Genomic DNA, 22,563 nt, shown 5'->3' with positions numbered 1-22,563 from the left:
TATAATTCGCGGCTCGGGTGTCGGCTGAATCAGAGATTGGCTGGCACAAATTTTACTATTTTGTATTAGGAATGAGTTATGTCTCTGAATGCAGAAACTAAAGCAACTATCGTTGCTGAATACGCGCAAGGCGCAAACGACACGGGTTCACCTGAAGTTCAGGTTGCACTGCTGACTGCACAGATCAACCACCTGCAAGGTCACTTTGCAGAGCACAAAGGCGATCACCACAGCCGTCGTGGTCTGCTGCGCATGGTTTCTCGTCGTCGTAAGCTGCTGGACTACCTGAAAGGCAAAGATCTGGGTCGTTACCAGTCTCTGATCGAGCGTCTGGGTCTGCGTCGCTAAGATTGCTTGGAAGAAAGGAGCCGATTGGCTCCTTTCTTTTTTGCATCTGCCGGTCGGAGATGCCAATCTCTGACGGGAAAGTTGTTTTAAAACGGTACTGAATAGCGTTCACGAGTCGTTTTCGTCGACCCTGAGGTCGCGGCTATTGACAGAGGCTGCCCAAATCGGCTTTTGCCATTAGTCGCGATGCGTGAAATGTGCTTTAAAGTACCCCACTTCACATGACGCTTTTTGCTGTGTCGGATATACTTACAGACGCAAATAGAAAAGCAGATCAATATTTTAAGGAAATTCACGTGAATCCTATCGTTAAAACCTTCCAGTACGGCAACCATACCGTAACGCTGGAAACCGGTGTGATGGCGCGTCAGGCTACTGCCGCTGTAATGGCTAGCATGGATGACACTTCCGTCTTCGTTTCTGTTGTGGGCAAAAAAGAAGCGGTAGAAGGCCAGGACTTTTTCCCTCTGACTGTTAACTACCAGGAGCGTACTTACGCTGCCGGTAAAATCCCGGGTGGTTTCTTCAAACGTGAAGGCCGTCCTTCTGAAAATGAAACCCTGACGGCCCGTCTGGTTGACCGCCCAATCCGTCCGCTGTTCCCTGATGCGTTCAAAAACGAAGTACAGGTGATCGCGACTGTGGTTTCTGTTAACCCGGACGTTAACCCAGACATAGTGACCATGATTGGTACCTCTGCCGCTCTGGCTATCTCAGGTATTCCTTTCAACGGTCCAATCGGTGCAGCCCGTGTGGGTTACATCAATGACCAGCTTGTGCTGAACCCAAGCAACAAAGAACTGGCTGAGAGCCGTTTGGATCTGGTGGTTGCCGGTACAGATAACGCCGTTCTGATGGTTGAATCAGAAGCAGACCGTCTGACTGAAGAGCAAATGCTGCAAGCCGTTGTTTTTGGTCATGACCAGCAACAAACTGTGATCAATGCCATTAAAGAATTCGCTGCAGAAGTGGCAACCCCGGCGTGGGATTGGGTGGCTCCGGCCGTTAACACCGAACTGAAAGCACGCGTGGCTGAAAAAGCAGAAGGTCGTCTGACCGATGCTTACCAAATCACTGAAAAAATGGCGCGTTACGAGAAAGTGGGTGCCATCAAAGCTGACGTGGTCGCTGAACTGCTGGCAGAAGATGCCGCACTGGATGAGCGCGAAATCCGCGACATGCTGGGCTCTCTGGAGAAGAACGTGGTTCGCAGCCGCATCATTGCCGGTAACCCGCGTATTGATGGCCGTGAAAAAGACATGGTTCGTGCTCTGGACGTTCGTACGGGTGTACTGCCACGTACTCACGGTTCATCACTGTTTACCCGTGGTGAAACGCAGGCGCTGGTTTCTGCCACTCTGGGTACCCAGCGTGACGCGCAGATCCTGGATGAGCTGACCGGTGAGCGTAAAGAACACTTCCTGCTGCACTACAACTTCCCTCCATACTGTGTAGGTGAAACCGGCTTTGTGGGTTCGCCGAAGCGTCGTGAAATCGGCCACGGTAAACTGGCTAAGCGTGGTATCAAAGCGGTAATGCCATCGGTTGATGAGTTCCCGTACACTGTACGTGTGGTGTCTGAGATCACTGAATCAAACGGTTCGTCTTCTATGGCGTCTGTATGTGGTACCTCTCTGGCTCTGATGGACGCCGGTGTGCCAATCAAAGCCTCTGTAGCGGGTATCGCTATGGGTCTGGTGAAAGAAGGCGACGATTTCGTGGTTCTGTCTGACATTCTGGGCGATGAAGATCACCTGGGTGACATGGACTTCAAAGTGGCCGGTACTAACGACGGTATTACTGCACTGCAGATGGATATCAAGATCGAAGGTATTACCAAAGAGATCATGCAGATTGCACTGAACCAGGCAAAAGGCGCCCGTATTCACATCCTGGGTGTGATGGATCAGGCTATCAGCACAGCTCGCGATGACATTTCTCAGTTTGCTCCTCGTATTCACACCATGAAGATCAACCCAGAGAAGATCAAAGATGTGATCGGTAAAGGTGGTGCGGTAATTCGTCAGCTGACGGAAGAAACCGGTACAACAATTGAAATCGAAGACGACGGCACAGTGAAAATTGCAGCCACCGAAGGGACTGCTGCGAAAGAAGCGATTCGCCGTATCGAAGAAATCACCGCAGACGTTGAAGTTGGCCGCATCTATACTGGTAAAGTAGTGCGAATTGTTGATTTTGGTGCTTTTGTTTCTGTTATCGGTACAAAAGAAGGTCTGGTACACATTTCTCAAATCGCACAGGAGCGTGTTGAGAAGGTTTCTGATTACCTGCAAATGGGTCAGGAAGTACAGGTCAAAGTACTGGAAATCGACCGCCAGGGCCGTATCCGTCTGAGCATGAAGGAAGCTCAGCCAGAGCAGGCACCAGCCGCTGGTGAAGATGCTTAATCCATCGGAATAAGCTTATCTTTATCTAGTAACAAAAAAGGGGGCTGTTATAGCCCCTTTTTTATACCAATCAACGCTCAGAAGGCGAATCGCGATTTTGGCTCATCGTGTGGTGATGGCAACCGCGGATTCGCACGGGCAGGTTAGGGAGAATGGCATTGTTTGCAAAGAGGTGTAAGTACGTAGCCATTGCGATGGCCGTCATGTTGGCAGGGTGTTCTACGAGTACCTATTCCAGCTGGGAGCAACCGTTGATTGCGGTTCCGCTGCAGCCAACCATACAGCAACAAATCCAGTTAGCACGTATTGATCAGCTGTTGGGACGCAGTGATCTGGATGATGAAACCCGTTCGCAGATCTTCTATGAGCGCGGGTTGCTTCATGATGGTATTGGTCTGCGTGATCTGGCCAGACTGGATTTTAACCAGTCACTGTCTCTGTATCCCGCACAGCCCGATATTTTTAATATTCTTGGGGTGTATTTTACTCAGAGTGCACATTTTGATGCGGCCTACGAGGCGTTTGACTCGGCGCTGGAGCTGGATGTCAGCCACCCGTTTGCACAGCGCAACCGTGGGATCGCACTGTATTATGGCGGTCGGTTTGATTTAGCCAAGCAGGATTTACTGGCGCATTATCATCAGGATCCCAATGATCCTTACCGGGCTATCTGGTTGTATATGGTTGAGCTGGAATCAGAGCCGGCAGACAAAGCCAAACAGAATCTGCAGAACCGTTTTGACCGGGCAGAACGCGAAGACTGGGGCTGGAACATTGCCGGTATGTTGCTTGACGGTCAATCTGAGCAGTTGCTGCTCGACGGCATAGTGAAAGACAGTGAAACCAATGAGCAGATGGCCGAGCGTTTGACCGAGAGCTACTTCTATATGGCCAAGCGCTACCAGCATAACAATCAGTATGCGGAAGCTGTCCAGCTGTATAAGCTGGCTTTAGCTGGCAATGTCTACGAGTTTGTTGAGCACAGGTTTGCTTCTCTGGAGCTCAATCGTTTACTGGCGAACTTACAGGGTGAAGCCGATACCAGTGGCGATGTAGGCGATGAACTTTAAGCCGCTCTGTCGCTGAGTTAAGAAAAACTGACCAGCTGCAATCACTATAGTGTTAGAACAGGTGTTCTGCAGGTGGCGGTTATGTTGAAGCTTTATGTCGCTTTTACACTAATGGCAATGGCGCTGACCAGTGTAGCCAAAGCGCAACAACTGGACTACGTCTATTCGGTATCCACGCCGGGCGAAGGCCGCCTGGTGACTGTCGATAATTACTGGTTGCTGGCATTCAGCCATACCTATGATATTCGGTTACCTGAGCATGTTAGTCAGGGTGACAAAGTGATGATTGAGATTAAACAGGATGACAGCTGGCAGGCAGAAGCATTTACCGTCACAGCGATCAGCATTTTTCAGGATTTGTGTCGATTACACCGCCAGCATCCCAGCCAGGATGGCCGCTTTCCGTCAGATGCCATCTATATTCAACCTTGCCGCAGCGATTAACCGCGTACAATAATTCAGAATACCGGCTAATAACAACGCCCCGCATTATTCGGGGCGTTGTTGCTCCGGGCTTGTCAGACCAGGCCGGTACTGAGATGTACCACTATGACAGTAAAGGCCGCCATCAGCGGGATCGCCATAGTTACCACCGCAATATCACCATAGCTCTGTCTGTGAGTCAGGCGACAAACCGCCAGCAAAGTAATGACAGCACCGCAGTGCGGCAGCGTATCCAGCCCGCCCGCGGCCAGCAAGACCACGCGATGCAGCACTTCAGGGTTAATCCCGGTACTCAGAAAATCATTGCCCAGCAGGGCCAGCACCATCCCAGTTCCGCCTGATGACGAACCAATAATACCGGCAAGACTGGTTGAGGTAAGCGCCACCTTGAACAGGTCCGGAATATCAATGGCGGCAATACCGGCTTTGATAATCACAAAGGCCGACAGGGCAGTAATCACAGCACCATAGCCTACCTCAGAAGCTGTGTTGAAAATGGGCAGCAGAGAGCCTACCGAACCGTCGAAGACGTGTTTGTTGGTATCAAACAGATAGCGGCGATAGCTCACCAGCATGAAGATAATGGCGACAGCCAGCGCGATAATTACCGGCCAGGTGCCGTTGATCCGCGTATCCAGCGTTTCATATTCGGCAATCACAGCAGGTGATTTGAAGTAAATATTGGTCAGTACAAAGTTGATGACGAACACCATCAGAATCGGAACAAGCGCCATCAATACGCTCGGTGTTGCGGTGCTGTCATCCAGATCTTTATCACTTTCATCATGGTCACCGTAATTTTCACCAGCCGCAATGGCCTTTTGGGCCCGGTATTTGATCCACAATACTCCCAGCACCAGCATCATAGTACCGGCCAGTAAGCCCAGCGCCGGCGCTGCGTAAATAGTGGTGCCGAACGGTATGGTTGGCATGGTGTTCAGGTACTGCGGCGTGCCCGGCAATGCCGTCATGGTAAAAGTGAAAGCTCCCAGGGTGATCGCCGCTGGCAGCAGGCGCTTAGGAATACCGGCCGCGCGGAAAGTGGCTGCACCAATCGGATACATGGCAAAGACCACCACAAAGAGTGACACGCCGCCGTATGTCAGCAACGCAGTAGCCAGCACGACAGACAATATCGCGTGTTTGGTCCCCAGATGCTGAATGATAAACCGTGATAAAGCACGGGCAGCCCCCGATGCGCCCATCAGTTTGCCAAAGATTGCCCCGGCGATGAAGATGGGGAAGTACAGTTTGATGTAATTGGCTGCGGCGGGCATGAAGACATTAGACAGCGCATACAAAAAAGGGAAGTCACTGGTCAGCAGTGCAGCAGCCATGGCTAAAATGGGGGCGAGGATCAGCACTGACACGCCTCGGTAGGCAAAGTACATCAAACCCACAAGCGTGAGCAGTATCACGGCAACATCCATATTCTCTCTCCGTTTCATGGTTATGGTTGTAACAGGTCGTTAACATCCTAGACGTCTGAGGAGCGATTGAAAACATCACTGGTCGGTCCAAATTTTTTATTCACCGGTAAAGTGCGAGCGGCATCATGCTATACCAGGAGGAAATCGCATCACTTGCTTTAAGTGATAAGAGTGTTTTTTATTTATTTCAATATGTTACCACGTGTTCGCAGCTGGTTGCGGCCAGTTTCGAAAAACACAATTTCATCTGTAGCTATTAAAGCAAGGGGATGGGATTCATACACTTCAGGCAATTGCACGGTAAAAGGAAGTTGCGCATGGCAGTTACCCAACTTACGGCTGAAGAAGCCGCGGCATGGCTCACCGACGGGCAGTCCGTCATGCTGGGGGGATTTATCGGTTCTGTGGTACCCGAGTCGATCATCAGGGCCTTGGGTGAACGCTACGACACTGAAACTTCGCCCCGTGATCTGACATTGATCTTTGCAGCCGGCCAGGGAGACGGACAAGGACGGGCGGCGAATCATCTGGCCAGACCGGGTATGGTTAAGCGGGTGATTGGCGGCCACTGGGGCCTGGTACCCGACCTGCAGAAACTGGCCCTGAGCAATGAGATTGAAGCGTACAATCTGCCCCAGGGGGTGATTTCACACCTCCTGCGTGATACGGCAGCAGGTAAGCCCGGGACTGTGACAACAACCGGGCTGGGAACCTTTGTCGATCCCCGGTTTGAAGGCGGCAAAATTAATGCGATAACCCGTGATGATCTGGTGTCTGTACTGGAGCTTAATGGCGAAGAATACCTGTTTTACCGGCGCCTGCCGGTGGATGTGGCTATTTTGCGCGGCACAACGGCAGATGAAAACGGCAATATCACGATGGAAGATGAGTGTCTGGTGGTGGAAAATCTGGCTGCAGCGCAGGCGGCCCGCAATCAGGGCGGCAAAGTGGTCGTGCAGGTCAAACGGTTGGTGCCGGCCGGTACACTCGATCCCCACAGCATCAAAATTCCGGGCATTTTTGTTGATGCTGTTGTGCTTTGCCACGATGAAGCGGAACACATGCAGACCTTTGCCACCCGTTTCAATCCCGATTTTGTCGGACGGGCAGGTTCAGGCGAACATCAGGCAGAGCACCGGGATAGTCTGCCGGAACAACTGGATGCCAAAACCCTGATTGCCCGCCGCGCCGTGCAGGAGCTGACGCCCGGCGCTGTGCTGAATCTGGGGATTGGTGTGCCTGAGTATATTGCGATTGTTGCCGGTAAGCTGGGCATCCTTGATACCATGACTCTTACCGTCGAGCCCGGGGCTATCGGCGGTCTGCCGGCCAGCGGACTGGATTTTGGTGCCAGCAGACACCCGCAGGCCATTATTACTCAGGATCAGATGTTCGACTTTTATGACGGCGGCGGGATCGATCAGGCCTTTCTCGGCCTGGCGCAATGCTCTGCCCGCGGCGATATCAATGTGTCCCGCTTTGGCGATAAATTGCCGGGCTGTGGGGGGTTCATTAATATCAGTCAGCATGCTAAATCTTTGTTTTTCTGTGGCACTTTTACTGCCGCCGGACTAGAGATCGCCGTCAGGAACGGCGAGCTGCATATTCTGCAGGAAGGCCGCCAGACTAAGTTTGTTGAGACAGTTGAACAAATTACATTTTCCGCTGCCCGGGCCATCCAGACCAGACAACCGGTGCGCTATATTACTGAGCGTGCCGTGTTCCGGCTTGAACCGCAGGGTCTGGTGCTGGAAGAAATTGCGCCCGGCGTGGATCTTGAGCGTGATATTCTGGCGCATATGTCATTCTCTCCGGTGATTGATCCCGATCTGACTCGGATGTCAGCAGAGATATTCTCTCCTCAGTTTGGGCAGAAATCCGTTTAAATCGCGGGATGCGAGTTATAAGACTGTGAAGCGAGCTGTAAGACGAGGTGCCGGTGTTAGTGCAACCAGAGTTGCACAGGCATTATTGAGGTTCATTAAACCCGGTTCTTACCTGAAAAGCGTGGCCGGGTGAGGGCTCAACCCATAAGGAATCTGCTATGACCCAGTCACTGGTCGGGATCAATCCCCGCCAGCAACAGTTAGATAAAATTGTGTTTTTCTGTTCTGTTATTCAGCATGGTTCGTTTCGCGAAGCTGCGGAAGTGTGGGGCATTTCTGCCGCCGCGGCCAGCCGGTGGGTAAAGGAGCTGGAAGGGCTGATGGCCGTCGAGCTGATCAAGCGCAGTACCCGCCAACTCGTACCGACGGATGCCGGAGAAATGCTGTATCGCCGTTTTTCTTCCCTGTTGCCGGAAATTGATACTATCTGCGCCGAAGTGGGCTGCATGGCAGATGAACAGCGGGGTATTATCAGTATCTCATCGACACCGCTGTACGCCAGCTATTATCTGCGTGAAATCATTGCGGAATACATGGAAATGCATCCCCAGGTGAACTTTCGTTTGTTTATTGAAGCCGGGGACACTGATCCGTTACATGTGGATTTTATTATCCGGGCCAAAGCGACCAACCGGGAAACGGAAGAGAAAGACTCGTTGCTGATCCGCCGGTTGTTGCTCAGTGAACCGTTATACGCCTGCGCGTCGCCAGGCTATCTGGCACGGTGTGGCAGGCCAACGGAACCGGAAGACTTAAGGGAACACCGCTGCCTGTATGCCAGTTCACTGGTTGGAGGCAATCGCTGGTACTTCCGTTTAAATGGCATTAATCGCGCTGTGGCTATCAGCGATGCGCTGGAATGTGATAACAGTGAGATACTGCGCGATATGGCAATCAGAGGCGCCGGTGTGGCCTACTTGCCGCATTCTGTGATTAAGGACGCTCTGGCGTCAGGCGCACTAACTGTGCTGCTGACCGATTATGTTGCCAGCCAGTTTGATATCAATCTGTACTTTCGTCCCAGACATCCAATGCCTGCTCGCTGTCAGGCGTTTAAGGATTACCTGCTGCGCAGGACAGAAGAGATTGTTGCACAGCAGGCCTAAAATCTGCCGCGGAAGTTTTTCATCAGTATGGTTTCCAGATCATGCTTCGGCAGCGGGCGGAAAAAGTGAAAGCCCTGTATGAAATCGCAATTGAGATTGGATAGCAGGGCGGCTTGCTGGCGCGTTTCCACACCTTCTGCGACAACACTCATATTCAGTGACTTACCCAGATTGATAATGTTTTCGATCAGGGTCAGCTGCTTGGGCACGGTTTTCAGATCTTTGATAAATGCCCGGTCGATTTTGAGCTCGTCCAGCGGGAATCGGGCCAGGTAGGACAAAGAGGAGTAACCGGTCCCAAAATCGTCAATCGATAAGGCAAACCCGAGTTTTTTGATGGCGTTCAGCATTTGTATGGTGTGTTCGTTTTCACCCAGCATGGCACTTTCAGTCAGTTCAAACGTGATATCATCCGGGTTGACGCCTGTGGCTCGCTGCAAGTCTGAGACATACTGGATCAGGTTGGGATTACCAAATTGCTGGGGTGACAGGTTGATAGCCACCCGGCCCTGAAGGAGCCCCTGTTTTTTCCAGTGTTTAACTGTGGTGAAGACTTCTTTCATCACCACCTGGCCAAGCTGTTCAATCAGACCTGAGCGTTCAGCCACCGGAATGAACTGGGCCGGACTGATGTAACCTTCTATCGGGTGTTTCCAGCGCACCAGGGCTTCGGCGCCGTGAATGGAGAAATCCCTCGCACTGACTTTGGGCTGATACCAGACTTCCAGCCCTTTGTTTTGTAAAGCTTTCTGCAGTTCTATTTCCAGCCACAGCCGCATTCGTGCTTCTTTGTTCATGGTTTCGTCAAAGGTGACCAGACGGTTACGCCCGCGATTCTTGGCTTCATACATAGCGGTATCGGCATGTTGCAGCAGCAAGCGTGCATCGCTGCCATTGCCAGGGTAGCTGACCATCCCGATCGAACAGGCCAGATGCTTGCTGAAGTGCATCAGATCGAAGGGTTGGTTCACCAGAGCAATAATTTTCTTGGAGACCTGTTCGCCAATTTCAGCATGGATGGGATCGGGCAGCAGAATGCCGAATTCATCGCCCCCCAGATGACCTATCACAGCGTTCTCGGGCAACAGATGGCGCAGACGCTGGGAAATTTCCTGCAGTACCCGGTCGCCAATATGGTGCCCCAGCGAATCGTTGATGTTTTTGAAATTATCTATGTCCAGATACAGCATGACTAACGGGGTCTGCCGGTTGATCATCTGCTCCAGACGACGACTGAATCCGTGGCGGTTATACAAACCTGTCAGCGGGTCGGTATGAATCAGCTGTTCCACCTGTTCGGGCTGGACTTGTTGTGTCTGTGGTTGCTTCAGAACAACCAGACTGGCGGGGGAGCCAACCACTTGCGTGTCTTTCAGGGTCAGTGTCAGTACATTTTCCACCTGACACCGCTGGCTGGTCAGGCAATGGTAGGCTTTGCCGTTGCTCAGCCCGGCCAGTTGCTCACCAAAAGGCCGGTTGTTTCTGCTGTCTATTAACAGCAGCCCTAAATCTTCGCCTGTCATGTCATCCGGTGATGCAAACCCCAGCAGTTGGGCGGCCATCGGGTTGGCGGACAACACTTGATTTCTTTCTATCAGCAGGCAGCCATCAGACATGATCTGGCTGAGCTGATTAAAGTGGTCTTCACGTTCAGCCACGGCATTGGCAAGCTGTAAGCGTTCAGAGGTATCCATCGCATGCAGAGCCAGGCCGGTCACTTCGCCGCTTTCATCGCGCAGTGGCGACACACTGAAATACAGGCAGGTGTGATGCCGGTGTTCATCAAGAATCACATCACCTTCCACGTATTCGCCGTTCAGTGCGCGTTCGTAGTACGGCTGCAGGGTGTGGTAAAAGGTCTCACCGAGTATTTCGCTATCACGCCGGCCCATCAGTTCTTCCCGGCTGAGGCCGCTGAGCTGGCAGTAGTGTTGATTGACTGCGACATAGTGGTGTTGCTTGTCCAGAATGGCGAACAGGAATGGGCTATTGCCTGTCAGTTGAAAAAACCAATTGTTGATGAATTCAGTCGGCATGGCGAAATTGTCTGTTACTGCTGACATCGCTCGGATGTCCCTTTCTGGGTAAGTCGTACCCGTAATATAACGTCAGAAAATGTCTGATTGTCAAAAATTCCTATTTTCATGAGAAAATTTTGATTTGAAATGTAAAAAAATGGATTTATTGACACCGGTTACAAAAAGCCAGCCGGGGTAAACGAGGCGTCTGCATCTAAAATAATGTTTTAAAAGCAGATTATTTCAGCGGTTAATATTTGCATTTGACTGGCGAGAAGAAGAAAAGCCCCGCTGGATCTGTATGTCACTGACTTTTCATCTGCATGTCTGTGACACAAATGTGAACCAGTAAACTCTGGACTGATGTTTATTCAGGCGAACAGCTGTAGTGACAGCAGGGAAGCTATCATCGCTATGAATCTGTGCTGATATCCTTTTTCTGCCCCTGAGCTGTGCCTGGCGAGAAAGAGGTTGTTATCACACTGGCCTGGCCGCAAAATAGGGCCGGATAAATGTGGCGGATACCTGCTGCATCAATGACGGTCTGACGACTGTCTCTTCGAGGATAACTATGCTGATTCGAACTGAAGTGCCGGCAGACATTCTGACTATCGATGCCTTGCTGCGACACACATTTGATACCGAAGCGGAAGCGGATCTGGTCATGACCCTGCGTGAAAATGGCCATATGACCTTATCGCTGGTGGCATGTAATGATGAAGGTGAAGTGGTTGGTCATATCTTGTTCAGTCCGGTGACCGTCGGCGGGCAGGATTTAGGCTGGCAAGGGCTGGCGCCCCTGGCGGTGAAAGCCGGATACCGCGGGCAGGGGATCGGCCAGACACTGATGCGCGAAAGTGCAGAAATACTGGCAGAGCTGGGTTACCCTGTGGTGGTGGTGCTGGGGGATCACAGCTATTACCGTAAAGGCGGTTATGTGACGGCGGCGGAGCATGGCTTGCGCTGTACCTGGCCGGTGCCGGAGGAGGCATTCATGGTTCAGGAACTGCTGCCATCCACCCTGAGCGGTCATCATGGCCTGGTTGAATACAGCGCCCCATTTTCCGCGCTCCCGGCCTAACAGAACATCAAAAGCGGTAAACACATCATGCAACAAAGAGACATGCAGCTATTGCAGGAAATGGGACTGACCAACTGGCAAATCAGAAAACCTGAGTGTTTTCCTGACTGGGTTCAGTCTGTGATTGACTTACCCGAAACCTGTCGATTGCTGTTTGTGACCGCAGATGAGATGGATGAACACGATGGCTGGCTGTTCGGCAATATTCTGCGCAGCATGAAGCTGACCCCGGAGCAGGCATTAACCCTGCCGCCACACGCTTTGTCTGAGCTGGGTGAGCATCATCTGACCTGGTGCTGGTTTGCCGGTTGTCAGGGGGTTGAACCGTCCGACTGCCAGATTCTGCACTCAGCGTCACTGCGTCAGATGCATGATAACCCCGCCAGCAAGAAAGCATTGTGGCAGCAGATCTGTGCCTTCAATGATTGAATTTCTGCCCATGACAGCAGCACACCTTGATGAGGTGTGGGCTATCGAGCAGCGTGCGCACCCGTTTCCCTGGACAGAAAGCCAGATCAGAGAAACGCCGTCCCGTATCGCCCTGAACCTGGTAATGCAGGTTGACGGCAAAGTGGCGGGCTACTGTTTCGGGCAGTCCGTGGCCGGGGAAGTGAGCCTGTTTAATATTGCGGTTGATCCCGGCTGGCAGGGACAAGGGCTGGGCCGTCAGTTGCTGGCGGCGTTTGTGACTGCCGCCCAGGCAGATGGCGGGCAGGACATCTGGCTCGAAGTGCGGGCCGGCAATACCAGGGCCAGTCAGTTATACCTGGCCAGTGGTTTCGAGCTGGTCAGTCGCCGGCAAGACTATTACCGGGCCGACAGCAGTGTCAGTGCTAACGGCCGCGAAGATGCGCTGATCATGAAAGCTCAGATCTGACGTTACAGAGCGGACGGTTCTTTGTGCTCAGACAGGGAGTCTGCCAGGGCAATAAAGGCACTCAGATAATCAATGTCCAGATCTGTTTCCCTGACCCCCAGGTGAATGTGCTTGTGAATGCCACTTTCACCCAAACGCACAGCGACGATCGGCATTTTCTCTTCGTACTCTTTGGCCAGCCATTTGGGTAGTGCTGCGACACCGCGTCCGGCCGCCACCATCTGCAGCATAATATCAGTCGTTTCAATCAGCTTGTGTTTGCGCGGGCTGCATTTGGCGGGTGTCAGAAACTGGCTATACACATCCAGCCGGCTTTGCTCAACCGGGTAGGTGATCAGGGTTTGATCCAACAGCATGTCCGGCGCTATGTATTCCTCGTTAGCCAGCGGGCTTTGCGCGCTGACCACCAGCACCTGCTCATAATCGAACACGGGAATGTAGCGGATGCCGGGCCGGAGTAGCGGGTCGGGCGTGACAAGGACATCGATGTCATACCCGAACAGCGCGCCTAAACCGCCGAACTGGAACTTCTGTTTCACATCCACATCGACATCCGGCCAGCCTTGCAGGTAGGGATGGACCACTTTTAACAGCCACTGATAGCAGGGGTGGCATTCCATACCAATTCGCAGTGTGCCCCGCTGGCCGGAAGAAAACTGCTGCATCTGCTCTTCAGCGTGTTCAAACTGCGGTAACACCCGCTCCGCCAGCCGTAACAGATAAAACCCCGCCTGGGTAAAGTGCAGGTTGCGGCCTGATTTGCTCCAGACAGGCGTACCAATCTGCTGCTCCAGTTTTTTCATGCTGTGGCTCAGTGCCGACTGGCTTAAATACAATGCCTCTGCGGCGGCCGTCAGTGAGCCGAGCCGGTGTACCTCGCGCAATATCGCCAGATGGCTCCTTTCTATCATAGGTGATCCTTAACTTATGATTAGAATTCATTGATTGATGAAATAATGCCATTTTTATTCATCACAATATAGCCATAAGATGTCTTCAACAACTTTGGAGGACGTATAGATGGCTAAAACTCATAACTTAGGTTTCCCGCGCATCGGCGCTAACCGTGAACTGAAATTTGCACTGGAAAAGTACTGGAAAGGCGAAAGCAGCCAACGCGAGCTGACAGAGCTGGCTGCCGGCCTGCGTCAGAAACACTGGCAGCAGCAGTCGGGTCTCGATCTGACTCCGGTCGGCGACTTCTCTTTTTATGATCAGGTGCTGGATACCAGTTTCACACTCGGCAATATCCCGGCCCGCGTCGAAGGTCTGGCCGGTGACGAGCTGGACAACTATTTTCGGGTAGCACGTGGCCGTTCGGCGAACGACAGCGGTTGTCACTGTGTGCATGCCGGTGAGATGACCAAATGGTTTGATACTAATTACCACTATATCGTGCCTGAATTTACCGCCGATACCCGTTTTGAGCTCAACCCAGAGCGCCTGCTGGCACAACTGACGGAAGCCAAAGCCCAGGGCGTCACCGCCAAACCTGTGCTGATTGGCCCTGTGACCTATCTGTGGCTCGGTAAGGAAAAGGACAACTCCAATAAACTGGATCTGCTTGATCTGCTGCTGCCTGTGTACGAGCAGCTGCTGACGCTGCTGGCCGACAACGGGGTTGAATGGGTGCAGATCGATGAGCCGATCCTGGTCACTGAACTGTCTGCAGAATGGCAGCAGGCGCTGAGCAAAGCCTACCAGACGTTGAACAAAGGTCAGGTGAAACTCTTGCTGGCCACTTACTTCGGTGAGCTGAAAGAGAATCTGTCGCTGGCGGTCAATCTGCAGGTTCAGGGCTTACACCTGGATGCGGTGCGTGGCCGCAATGAAGTGGATGCTGTGATTGCCGCCCTGCCGGCTGACAAAGTGCTGTCTCTGGGGGTCATCAATGGCCGTAATATCTGGAAGACTGATCTTAATGCGGTACTGAACTGGCTGGAGCCGATTGCCCGCGATATCGGCGACCGCCTGTGGGTAGCTCCCTCCTGTTCACTGTTGCACGTGCCGGTTGATCTGAACAGCGAGCAGAAACTCGATGCTGAAATTCGGTCATGGCTGGCCTTTGCGCTGCAAAAACTCGACGAGCTGGCTGTGTTGGCCCGCGCCCTGAACCAAGGCCGCGATGCCGTCTCCGCTGAACTGGCCGCCAATCAGGCCGCCATCGACAGCCGTCGTCAGTCCCGCCGGGTGAATAATCCTGACGTGCAGGCCGCCGTTGCGGCGATCACCCCGCAGCTGGGCCAGCGTCAGAATCCGTATGCCGAACGTATTGCTAAGCAAACGGCGCACCTGAACCTGCCGGCGTTCCCGACCACCACTATCGGGTCGTTTCCTCAGACCGCTGACATCCGTCAGGCCCGCCTGAAGTTCAGGAAAGGTGAGCTGGATCAGGCAACCTATGTCAGCCGGATGAAGGAAGAAATTGCCCGCGCGGTGCGTGAGCAGGAAGCACTGGATCTGGATGTGCTGGTTCACGGTGAAGCGGAACGTAACGACATGGTGGAATATTTCGGCGAACAGCTGGACGGTTATGCCTTCAGCCAGTTTGGCTGGGTACAGTCTTACGGTTCGCGTTGTGTCAAGCCGCCTATCCTGTTCGGTGATATCAGCCGTCCGGCTGCCATGACAGTCGCCTGGACCCAGTACGCGCAATCACTGACCGCAAAACCCATGAAAGGCATGCTGACCGGTCCTGTGACTATACTGAACTGGTCTTTTGTCCGCGACGATCAGCCTCGCGCCGTCTCTTGCTACCAGCTGGCACTGGCCATTCGCGCCGAAGTGCTGGATCTGGAAAAAGCCGGGGTGAAAGTGATTCAGATTGATGAAGCCGCACTGCGTGAAGGCTTGCCATTGCGCCGCTCTGAGTGGCAGGACTACCTGAGCTGGGCCGTGGAGTCGTTCCGTATCACGGCGAACGGGGTGGCCGATGAAACCCAGATCCATACCCACATGTGTTATTCCGAGTTTAATGACATTATTGCGTCAATAGCCGAGATGGATGCCGACGTGATCACCATAGAGACTTCCCGTTCCGACATGGAACTGTTGGATGCCTTTGATAACTTCAAGTATCCGAACGAAATTGGCCCGGGTGTCTATGATATTCACTCGCCCAATATTCCCACTGAAGCCCAGATGGTGAAACTGATGCAGCAAGCAGCAAAGCGTATCCCGGCCGAGCGCTTATGGGTGAACCCGGACTGCGGCCTGAAAACCCGCCAGTGGGCAGAAGTGGTGCCTGCACTGCAAAACATGGTGGCAGCGGCCAAGACGCTGCGCGCTGACAGCTAAGCAGGGCCGGAAGCCTTCAGGCCAGAACCCTAAACCTATTGCGTCCAGCCAAGGCTGCTCCTGACAACAGAGCAGCCTTTTTCATTTGAAACATATTCAGCGGATGTGGCCGTATCGACACTATAGTGTATCGGTAGGTGAAATTTTAAGGAGTGGAATATGCCGCTTACGCAACTGGATAGTCGTACTGCATTGATTGTGGTTGATCTGCAAAAAGGCATAGTGGGGCTGCCTCTGGCTCACGATGCAGGTGCTGTCGTGAAACATGCCGCCCGGCTGGCAGAGGCGTTTCGCTACCATCAGTTACCGGTTGTACTGGTGAATGTGGCAGGTGGCGCCCCCGGACGCACAGAGCAGCCCCGTGCCGGAGGCACGCCTGCCAGCGACTGGACGGAGCTGGTACCGGCAATGACGCCGCTGGCGAATGATATCTGTATCACTAAACGGTGCTGGGGGGCGTTCAGCCATACTGGCCTGGAAGACAAGCTCAGTGCTTTGTCCGTGACTCAGGTTGTGGTGGTCGGTATTGCCACCAGTATCGGCGTGGAATCGACCGCCCGTCAGGCGTATGAGCTCGGGCTGAATGTCTCTTTATGCACAGATGCCATGACAGATGTGAATGTGTATGCCCATCATAATTCGCTGGAACGCATTTTCCCCCGTCTGGGCGAGACAGGAACCTGCGAGGAACTGCTGGCCTTGCTGGACAAACGCGACAACATCCAGACGGGCTGATACTGAACAGACAATCTGGATGTTATTGAGTGATTTAAATGGTCTGGGTGTCCAGTCCCGCAAGACGATGCCAGTAACCGTTACAGTGGATGTGATCCGTTACCGGGCTGGTGGTGCCTGTTGATTCGGCCTGCTTGAATGCACTGAGTGTGGCCAGTGTATCGTCAGCGAGCGGACTGATACGGACGACATCGACCAATCCTTTCATGCTGGCGAGATCGTTGATCAGGTTATAGCAATAACCTGATTGCGTCTGAATGCCATTTAATGTGAACAGGCGCTGATTTTCCTGACTGTTTGCTGCCAGCCCCTGAGGATAATGGATGCAGCAGGTCTGACAGTCGTCCTTTACCCTGCCTTCCGCCCGGGCGGTAAAACAGCGGGCGGAGTAGGCCAGCGGCAGAAAGCCGTAACTGAATACTTCGGTTTCGAACTGCTGGCGAATCCCCATGGCCGTACAGTCGTTTAAGGTATGGCTTAACCAGTCTCGCGACAGTTCAACCGGCATGCACCAGCGCACCATTCCCTGTTTCACGAACAGCTGTAAAGTCTGGGCATTGTAACAGTTAACCGCCGGGCCAACCACAAAAGGAACGTTTTGCTGATGAGCAAGACAGATGGCTGACACATCATTGGCTTCTATACTGAATTCGCCGTTAGCAATGTATTTCTTCATCACATTGATTTCGCTGGGCGCTTCCAGCAGAGCCTGAGTCGAAAGCACAACATTTTTGCCGGCTGCCGCCAGCTCCCGGGCCAGTAACAGCCAGTCGGCGGGTTTCATTGTCCGTCGTTTGCCACACACAGTTTCGCCCAGATACACAATATCAGCATCGCTGTCTGTGGCCGCATGATAAAAGGCTTCAATGTCAGTTTTGGGCCAGAAATACAGCAGTGGTCCCAGTGAAAATTTCATGCTTTATCTCCTGTTACTGCCACTGACGCTGGTAGGCGCCCAGTGTGGTTTGTGCACCTTCAGACAGCTTGCCCAATGCCGTATCCCATTCGCTTTTTACCTGATAGTTGCCGGGGGAGGACAGAAAGCTGTCGATGGCTGCACGCCAGGTACGGGTAATCTGTTCTACATAGGCCTGGCTTCGCTGACGGCCTTCAATTTTGACTGAGGCAATACCTGCGTTGAACAACTCAGGCAGCAGGCTGAGGGTGTTGAGGCTGGTCGGCGCTTCCAGCACATGTCCTCGCTGGCTCAGTCCGTTTACTTGTGTATCAAATCGTCCTTTGCATAAGGTGGGATAGCCGGCTTTCTCATTCTGACGGTAACGGTCAATCAAAATACCGTTCAGGCGTGATTCCAGTCCGTCCCCGGTTTCCTGCCAGCGGACAAATTTAGCCGGAGAGCAGGCTCCTGCCGTGTTTGGCGACTCACCGGTCAGGTAAGAGGATAAATAACAGCGGCCTTCAGCCATGATACACAAACTGCCAAAAGCAAAGACTTCCAGCTCGGCCTCGCTATTGCGGGCAAGCTGTTTTACCTGGTGGATGGACAACACGCGAGGCAGCACAACGCGCTTTACGTTGAAGTTGTCACGGTAAAAGGCAATGGCTTCGGTATTGGTGGCGGACGCCTGAACCGACAGGTGCAGTTCCAGCTCAGGATAGCGGCGGGCGGCATAATCCAGGACTGCGATATCAGCCACAATCAGGGCGTCAACACCTAGTGCGGCGGCTTTATCGACAGCCTGCTGCCAGCGGCCGAAACCGTCGGGATGGGCAAAGGTATTGAGGGCAACATGCAGTTTCCGGTTGTGCTGGCGGACATAGTCAGCGGCTTGTTCGAGCCGCCGGCCGTCAAAGTTCAGGCCGGTAAAATGGCGGGCATTGGTGTCATCTTTGAAGCCGATGTAGACCGCATCGGCGCCGTTATCGATGGCGGTCTTGAGTGCGGGCAGATTGCCAGCCGGACAGAGCAGTTCCATACCTGAGCTCCTTGAGTGTCGAAAGAAGGGGACATCATAAAAAGCTGGCGGGAGACGATCTTGATATCACGCAGGTTTTTTCTCGTTTTTAAACGCTATACCCCTTTGGGGTGAACTGCACTTGTCCGGGTTATTGATGTATCGCAGTAAGTGCCGTCTTGATTTCCCGTAAGCTGATGCCATCACAATGATGGAAGAGGGATTCACAGTGCACTTGCAGATCTTGCCGGGCTTACCTGAACTGGCACCGCAGTTGTTGAAATACCATTGCAGGCTGACACCGTTTTTTGTCCATAAGGGACTGATAGAACAGGCACTGGCTGTGGTGTTCAAAGAAGCGTTATCCGACGGTGAGCTGGATTTTCTGGCTGACAAGACGGTGACGATCACGATAATGGATCTGGATTGGTCGTTTACCCTGACACTGAATTCCGGAAGGCTGGTGGTGTTGCCCTGTGTTCCGGCACCAGACGCGCTGATGAAAGCCAGCAGCCAGGATTTGTTGCGTATAGCCGCCCGTAAGGTGGATCCCGATACGCTGTTTTTTCAGCGGCGCCTGACGATGCAAGGGGATACCGAACTTGGCCTGGCGGTAAAAAATCTGCTGGACAGTCTCGATCTGGACAGCCTGCCTAAGTCGTTACACTGGCTGCTGACCAAAGCGGCGTTGGTGTCCGGCGCCGAATAAGCGCTCAAACAGACAGTTCAGCAAGTGTCGAACCCACGGCGACAGGAGGGTTTTACCCGGCTTGTCGCCGATTTTCGTTCAGTTATTTTGCCTGGTTCGCGTATCGGCAGCAGCTTGAGTGGCGAGTGACTGTTTCTTTGCGCAGACTTTGCGTATAATTCTGCCATCATATACCCAAGTCATCCCCTACTGCCTGTTACGGCACAGAAGAGCAAACAGAGGCCAGGATGTAACCACAGGTTAATCAGCCATCACCCGGCTTGTTCCGGGCAAGACTCAACTGACATACCGGGCGCCGCGTTTTAACGTACCTTGCCTGGGCTGACTTAATTCGATAACTGGATCTTCACTGAATATGTCTTTTTTAACTGAAGTGGGTAAACGCCGCACGTTTGCCATCATTTCTCACCCGGATGCGGGTAAAACCACCATTACTGAAAAAGTGCTGCTGTTCGGAAACGCTTTGCAGCGTGCCGGTACGGTCAAAGGCCGTGGCTCTAACCAGCACGCCAAGTCGGACTGGATGGAAATGGAAAAAGAGCGGGGCATCTCGGTTACTACCTCTGTGATGCAGTTCCCGTACAACGAGTGTCTGGTCAACCTGCTCGATACCCCGGGGCACGAAGATTTCTCGGAAGATACCTACCGTACCCTGACCGCCGTGGACTCCTGCCTGATGGTGATTGATGCGGCGAAAGGTGTTGAGGACCGGACCCGTAAGCTGATGGAAGTCACCCGTCTGCGCGACACGCCTATCGTGACCTTTATGAACAAACTTGACCGTGACATCCGCGATCCGATGGAATTGCTGGATGAAGTGGAAAGTGAGCTGAACATTGCCTGTGCGCCGGTCAGCTGGCCGATTAGCTGTGGTAAAGAGTTCAAAGGCGTTTACCACATTCATCGTGACGAAACCATTCTGTACGCTACCGGCCAGGGCCACACCATTCAGGAAGTCCGGATTGTGAAAGGCCTGGACAACCCTGAGCTGGATGCGGCCGTCGGCGAGGATCTGGCCGGTCAGCTGCGTGAAGAGCTGGAACTGGTGCTGGGTGCATCGCACGAATTTGATCGTGAGCTGTTCCTGAAAGGGGAACTGACACCGGTATTCTTCGGTACGGCACTGGGTAACTTTGGTGTTGACCATATGCTTGACGGCCTGACGGAGTGGGCACCTGCGCCGCTGCCGCGTCAGGCGAATGAGCGCGATGTTGAAGCCACGGAAGAGAAGTTCTCCGGCTTCGTGTTCAAGATTCAGGCCAATATGGACCCGAAACACCGCGACCGTATTGCCTTTATGCGCATCGTCTCGGGCACTTATACCCAGGGCATGAAGATGAACCATGTCCGTATCGGCAAGAACATCAGCATTTCGGATGCTGTGACTTTCATGGCCGGTGACCGCTCCCGTGCTGAAACCGCCTATGCCGGTGACATCATTGGTCTGCATAACCACGGGACGATTCAGATCGGCGATACCTTTACCCAAGGGGAAAGCCTGAAATTTGCCGGTATCCCGAACTTTGCTCCCGAGCTGTTCCGCCGTATCCGCCTGCGTGATCCGCTGAAGCAGAAACAATTGCTGAAAGGCCTGGTGCAGCTGTCGGAAGAAGGTGCAGTGCAGGTGTTCCGTCCGTTGCTCAACAATGATTTGATCGTCGGCGCCGTCGGTGTGCTGCAGTTTGACGTAGTCGTGGCCCGTCTGAAAGCGGAATACAATGTCGAAGCCATTTACGAGAGCGTTAACGTGGCAACGGCACGCTGGGTTGAGTGTGCTGACGGCAAGAAATTCGAGGAATTCCGCCGCAAGAACGAAGTGAACCTGGCGCTGGATGGCGGTGATAACCTCACTTACATCGCACCGACTATGGTAAACCTCAATCTGGCGAAAGAGCGTTTCCCAGAGGTGGACTTCCGCGCCACCCGCGAGCATTAATGCCTGTCTGTTGGCTTAAGGCTACGATACAAAAAAGCCCCTGATTTCAGGGGCTTTTTTGTCCGGCCGGCATCATGTCTCTTCGCTTGCTTGCTGTTACGCTGCTCCGGCATGATACTGTTCTGTATTCAAACCATTCCTGACATAATCTGCAGACACTGTCTGAATCTGAACTGCAAGGAGGAGAGCGTTGTGTTAACTCTGATCCGCCGCTGGCTTGTCCGCTATGATGCCTGGTGCGAGCGTATGGGCTTTGTGCCGGAAAACCGGCGCTGCTGTGCGCCCGTCCGCTATGATGAAGACGATGCCCGTCATCCGGCGCAGCGCGCTGCCAGGGCAAGAGCGTGTCAGTCAGTGAATAAGGATACTTCAGGTGCAGCTGATAGATAGTCACTGTCATTTTGATTTTCCGCCGTTTGCCGGTGATCCTGAGCCCTATCTGGTACAGGCCGGGCAGGCAGGCGTCAGCCATATTGTGATCCCATCGGTGGGGGCGCGGAACTGGCAGCAAATTCAGACACTGTGTGCCCGCCCGGCATCCCCTGCACAGCCGGCACTCTATTATGCGCTGGGTATGCACCCGTATTTTGCTTCCGAGCATGATGCCGGCACACTGAGCCAGCTTGAGAGCGGGCTGGAAACGGTCAGCCAGCAGGCGGGCAACCGCTGTGTGGCTGTCGGGGAATGCGGGCTGGACTTTGCTATCCCGAATGCAGACAGACAGCAGCAAATCGGCTGGCTGCTCAGGCAACTGGAATTAGCCAATCAATTTAACCTGCCGGTGATACTTCATTGCCGCAAAGCCTTTCCTGAACTGATGCAATGCCTGAAAAGCTGCCCGCCAATTCGGGGAGGGGTTTATCACGCATTCAGCGGTAGTTTGCAGCAAGCCTCTCAACTTCTTGATCTAGGTATCAAAATTGGTGTAGGTGGTACGATCACCTATCGCAGAGCGAACAAAACCCGAACTACAATGACTCAGTTACCTCTTGATGCAATGTTACTGGAAACCGATGCACCAGATATGCAGTTGGCCGGTTACCAGGGAGAGCCGAATCAGCCGGACAGAGTGGCGTTAGTACTAGCGGCTCTGGCTGAGTTGAGATCAGAATCATTGGCAGTACTTGCTGCTGCTACTAGCAAAAATGCAGAAGTTTTGTTTGCACTGCCTTCTCAAATTTGATGATTCTGACATTTCTCTGGCTTTTCTTTATGCATCAGGTGGTGTTTGTGTGTGAGTTTCGTCACACTTGATATTCAACTTTCACTCGGTTTCCAATCAAAGTGTGATGTGTGCATTAC

Annotated in this window: 20 protein-coding genes; 15 read left to right on the top strand and 5 right to left on the bottom strand. The window is 53.0% G+C overall.

The annotated features are described in order from the left end of the window. Positions 1-78 precede the first annotated feature (78 nt). From rpsO to H511_RS0115160, 4 genes are all read left to right on the top strand, one after another. Positions 79-348 carry a 30S ribosomal protein S15 gene (rpsO, locus tag H511_RS0115175; protein ID WP_027253065.1) on the top strand — a complete coding sequence of 90 codons (270 nt, stop codon included), beginning with the start codon at positions 79-81 and terminating at the stop codon, positions 346-348. A 296-nt stretch (positions 349-644) separates the two neighbouring features. Further along, positions 645-2,756, top strand: a complete 2,112-nt coding sequence (gene pnp, locus H511_RS0115170) for a polyribonucleotide nucleotidyltransferase (RefSeq protein ID WP_027253064.1) — start codon at positions 645-647, stop codon at positions 2,754-2,756. 152 nt (positions 2,757-2,908) lie between these two features. Next, the gene (nlpI, locus tag H511_RS0115165; RefSeq protein WP_036759726.1) at positions 2,909-3,826 is read left to right on the top strand and encodes a lipoprotein NlpI; all 918 of its coding nucleotides are present in this window, start codon (positions 2,909-2,911) and stop codon (positions 3,824-3,826) included. A gap of 81 nt (positions 3,827-3,907) precedes the next feature. Continuing rightward, positions 3,908-4,270, top strand: a complete 363-nt coding sequence (locus H511_RS0115160) for a hypothetical protein (protein WP_027253062.1) — start codon at positions 3,908-3,910, stop codon at positions 4,268-4,270. A 74-nt stretch (positions 4,271-4,344) separates the two neighbouring features. Here the strand turns inward: H511_RS0115160 and H511_RS0115155 are convergent, their stop codons facing one another. Further along, positions 4,345-5,700, bottom strand: a complete 1,356-nt coding sequence (locus tag H511_RS0115155) for a GntP family permease (protein ID WP_027253061.1) — start codon at positions 5,698-5,700, stop codon at positions 4,345-4,347. Between the two features lie 317 nt (positions 5,701-6,017). On the opposite strand from H511_RS0115155, the gene H511_RS0115150 reads away from it, so the two are divergent. Both H511_RS0115150 and H511_RS0115145 read left to right on the top strand, forming a co-directional pair. Further along, positions 6,018-7,586 (top strand): acyl CoA:acetate/3-ketoacid CoA transferase, encoded by a 1,569-nt coding sequence (locus H511_RS0115150; RefSeq protein ID WP_027253060.1) that lies wholly within the window; start codon positions 6,018-6,020, stop codon positions 7,584-7,586. A gap of 158 nt (positions 7,587-7,744) precedes the next feature. Next, positions 7,745-8,692 (top strand): LysR family transcriptional regulator, encoded by a 948-nt coding sequence (locus H511_RS0115145; RefSeq protein ID WP_027253059.1) that lies wholly within the window; start codon positions 7,745-7,747, stop codon positions 8,690-8,692. Here the strand turns inward: H511_RS0115145 and H511_RS0115140 are convergent. Next, positions 8,689-10,728, bottom strand: a complete 2,040-nt coding sequence (locus H511_RS0115140) for a putative bifunctional diguanylate cyclase/phosphodiesterase (RefSeq protein WP_027253058.1) — start codon at positions 10,726-10,728, stop codon at positions 8,689-8,691. The two genes, H511_RS0115145 and H511_RS0115140, sit on opposite strands and share 4 nt — an antisense overlap. Before the next feature lie 553 nt (positions 10,729-11,281). Here H511_RS0115140 and H511_RS0115135 point away from each other — a divergent pair. From H511_RS0115135 to rimI, 3 genes are read left to right on the top strand one after another with little or no spacing between them, the layout of a single operon-like run. After that, positions 11,282-11,791: a GNAT family N-acetyltransferase gene (locus H511_RS0115135; protein WP_027253057.1), complete on the top strand. Its 510-nt coding sequence runs from the start codon at positions 11,282-11,284 to the stop codon at positions 11,789-11,791. A 27-nt stretch (positions 11,792-11,818) separates the two neighbouring features. Beyond that, positions 11,819-12,220: a DNA polymerase III subunit psi gene (locus tag H511_RS0115130; protein WP_027253056.1), complete on the top strand. Its 402-nt coding sequence runs from the start codon at positions 11,819-11,821 to the stop codon at positions 12,218-12,220. Between the two features lie 10 nt (positions 12,221-12,230). Next, positions 12,231-12,668, top strand: a complete 438-nt coding sequence (gene rimI, locus H511_RS0115125; protein WP_237583007.1) for a ribosomal protein S18-alanine N-acetyltransferase — start codon at positions 12,231-12,233, stop codon at positions 12,666-12,668. A gap of 2 nt (positions 12,669-12,670) precedes the next feature. Here the strand turns inward: rimI and H511_RS0115120 are convergent, their stop codons facing one another. Next, positions 12,671-13,579, bottom strand: a complete 909-nt coding sequence (locus H511_RS0115120; RefSeq protein ID WP_027253054.1) for a LysR family transcriptional regulator — start codon at positions 13,577-13,579, stop codon at positions 12,671-12,673. Positions 13,580-13,688: 109 nt separating this feature from the next. Between H511_RS0115120 and metE the strand changes: the two genes are divergently transcribed. Together metE and H511_RS0115110 are read left to right on the top strand one after the other, a co-directional pair. After that, complete coding sequence (gene metE, locus H511_RS0115115) at positions 13,689-15,965, top strand: 5-methyltetrahydropteroyltriglutamate--homocysteine S-methyltransferase (protein WP_027253053.1); 2,277 nt, start codon at positions 13,689-13,691, stop codon at positions 15,963-15,965. A 159-nt stretch (positions 15,966-16,124) separates the two neighbouring features. Further along, positions 16,125-16,700 carry an isochorismatase family protein gene (locus H511_RS0115110; RefSeq protein ID WP_027253052.1) on the top strand — a complete coding sequence of 192 codons (576 nt, stop codon included), beginning with the start codon at positions 16,125-16,127 and terminating at the stop codon, positions 16,698-16,700. A 34-nt stretch (positions 16,701-16,734) separates the two neighbouring features. Here the strand turns inward: H511_RS0115110 and H511_RS0115105 are convergent, their stop codons facing one another. Together H511_RS0115105 and ubiU are read right to left on the bottom strand one after the other, a co-directional pair. After that, entirely contained in the window at positions 16,735-17,616 is an 882-nt protein-coding gene (locus H511_RS0115105; RefSeq protein WP_027253051.1) for a U32 family peptidase, read from the bottom strand. A 13-nt stretch (positions 17,617-17,629) separates the two neighbouring features. Then, positions 17,630-18,637, bottom strand: coding sequence for a ubiquinone anaerobic biosynthesis protein UbiU (ubiU, locus tag H511_RS0115100; RefSeq protein WP_027253050.1), 1,008 nt, complete (start codon positions 18,635-18,637; stop codon positions 17,630-17,632). Positions 18,638-18,845: 208 nt separating this feature from the next. Here ubiU and ubiT point away from each other — a divergent pair, with 208 nt between their 5' ends. The 4 genes from ubiT (at position 18,846) to H511_RS0115075 (ending at position 22,444) form a co-directional block, all read left to right on the top strand. Beyond that, entirely contained in the window at positions 18,846-19,325 is a 480-nt protein-coding gene (gene ubiT, locus H511_RS23590) for a ubiquinone anaerobic biosynthesis accessory factor UbiT (protein ID WP_162144619.1), read from the top strand. 355 nt (positions 19,326-19,680) lie between these two features. Next, the gene (prfC, locus tag H511_RS0115090; RefSeq protein WP_027253049.1) at positions 19,681-21,261 is read left to right on the top strand and encodes a peptide chain release factor 3; all 1,581 of its coding nucleotides are present in this window, start codon (positions 19,681-19,683) and stop codon (positions 21,259-21,261) included. Between the two features lie 192 nt (positions 21,262-21,453). After that, positions 21,454-21,651, top strand: coding sequence for a hypothetical protein (locus H511_RS0115080; protein ID WP_027253048.1), 198 nt, complete (start codon positions 21,454-21,456; stop codon positions 21,649-21,651). Further along, positions 21,635-22,444 carry a TatD family hydrolase gene (locus H511_RS0115075; RefSeq protein WP_338091552.1) on the top strand — a complete coding sequence of 270 codons (810 nt, stop codon included), beginning with the start codon at positions 21,635-21,637 and terminating at the stop codon, positions 22,442-22,444. Before H511_RS0115080 ends, H511_RS0115075 begins: the two co-directional genes overlap by 17 nt. Positions 22,445-22,563: the final 119 nt, after the last annotated feature.

Origin of the sequence: Photobacterium halotolerans DSM 18316 (assembly GCF_000425165.1) — a bacterium.
GTDB lineage: Bacteria > Pseudomonadota > Gammaproteobacteria > Enterobacterales > Vibrionaceae > Photobacterium > Photobacterium halotolerans.
The sequence above is the reverse complement of the archived record's forward strand: the minus strand, read 5'-3'. Positions and strand labels throughout refer to the sequence as shown.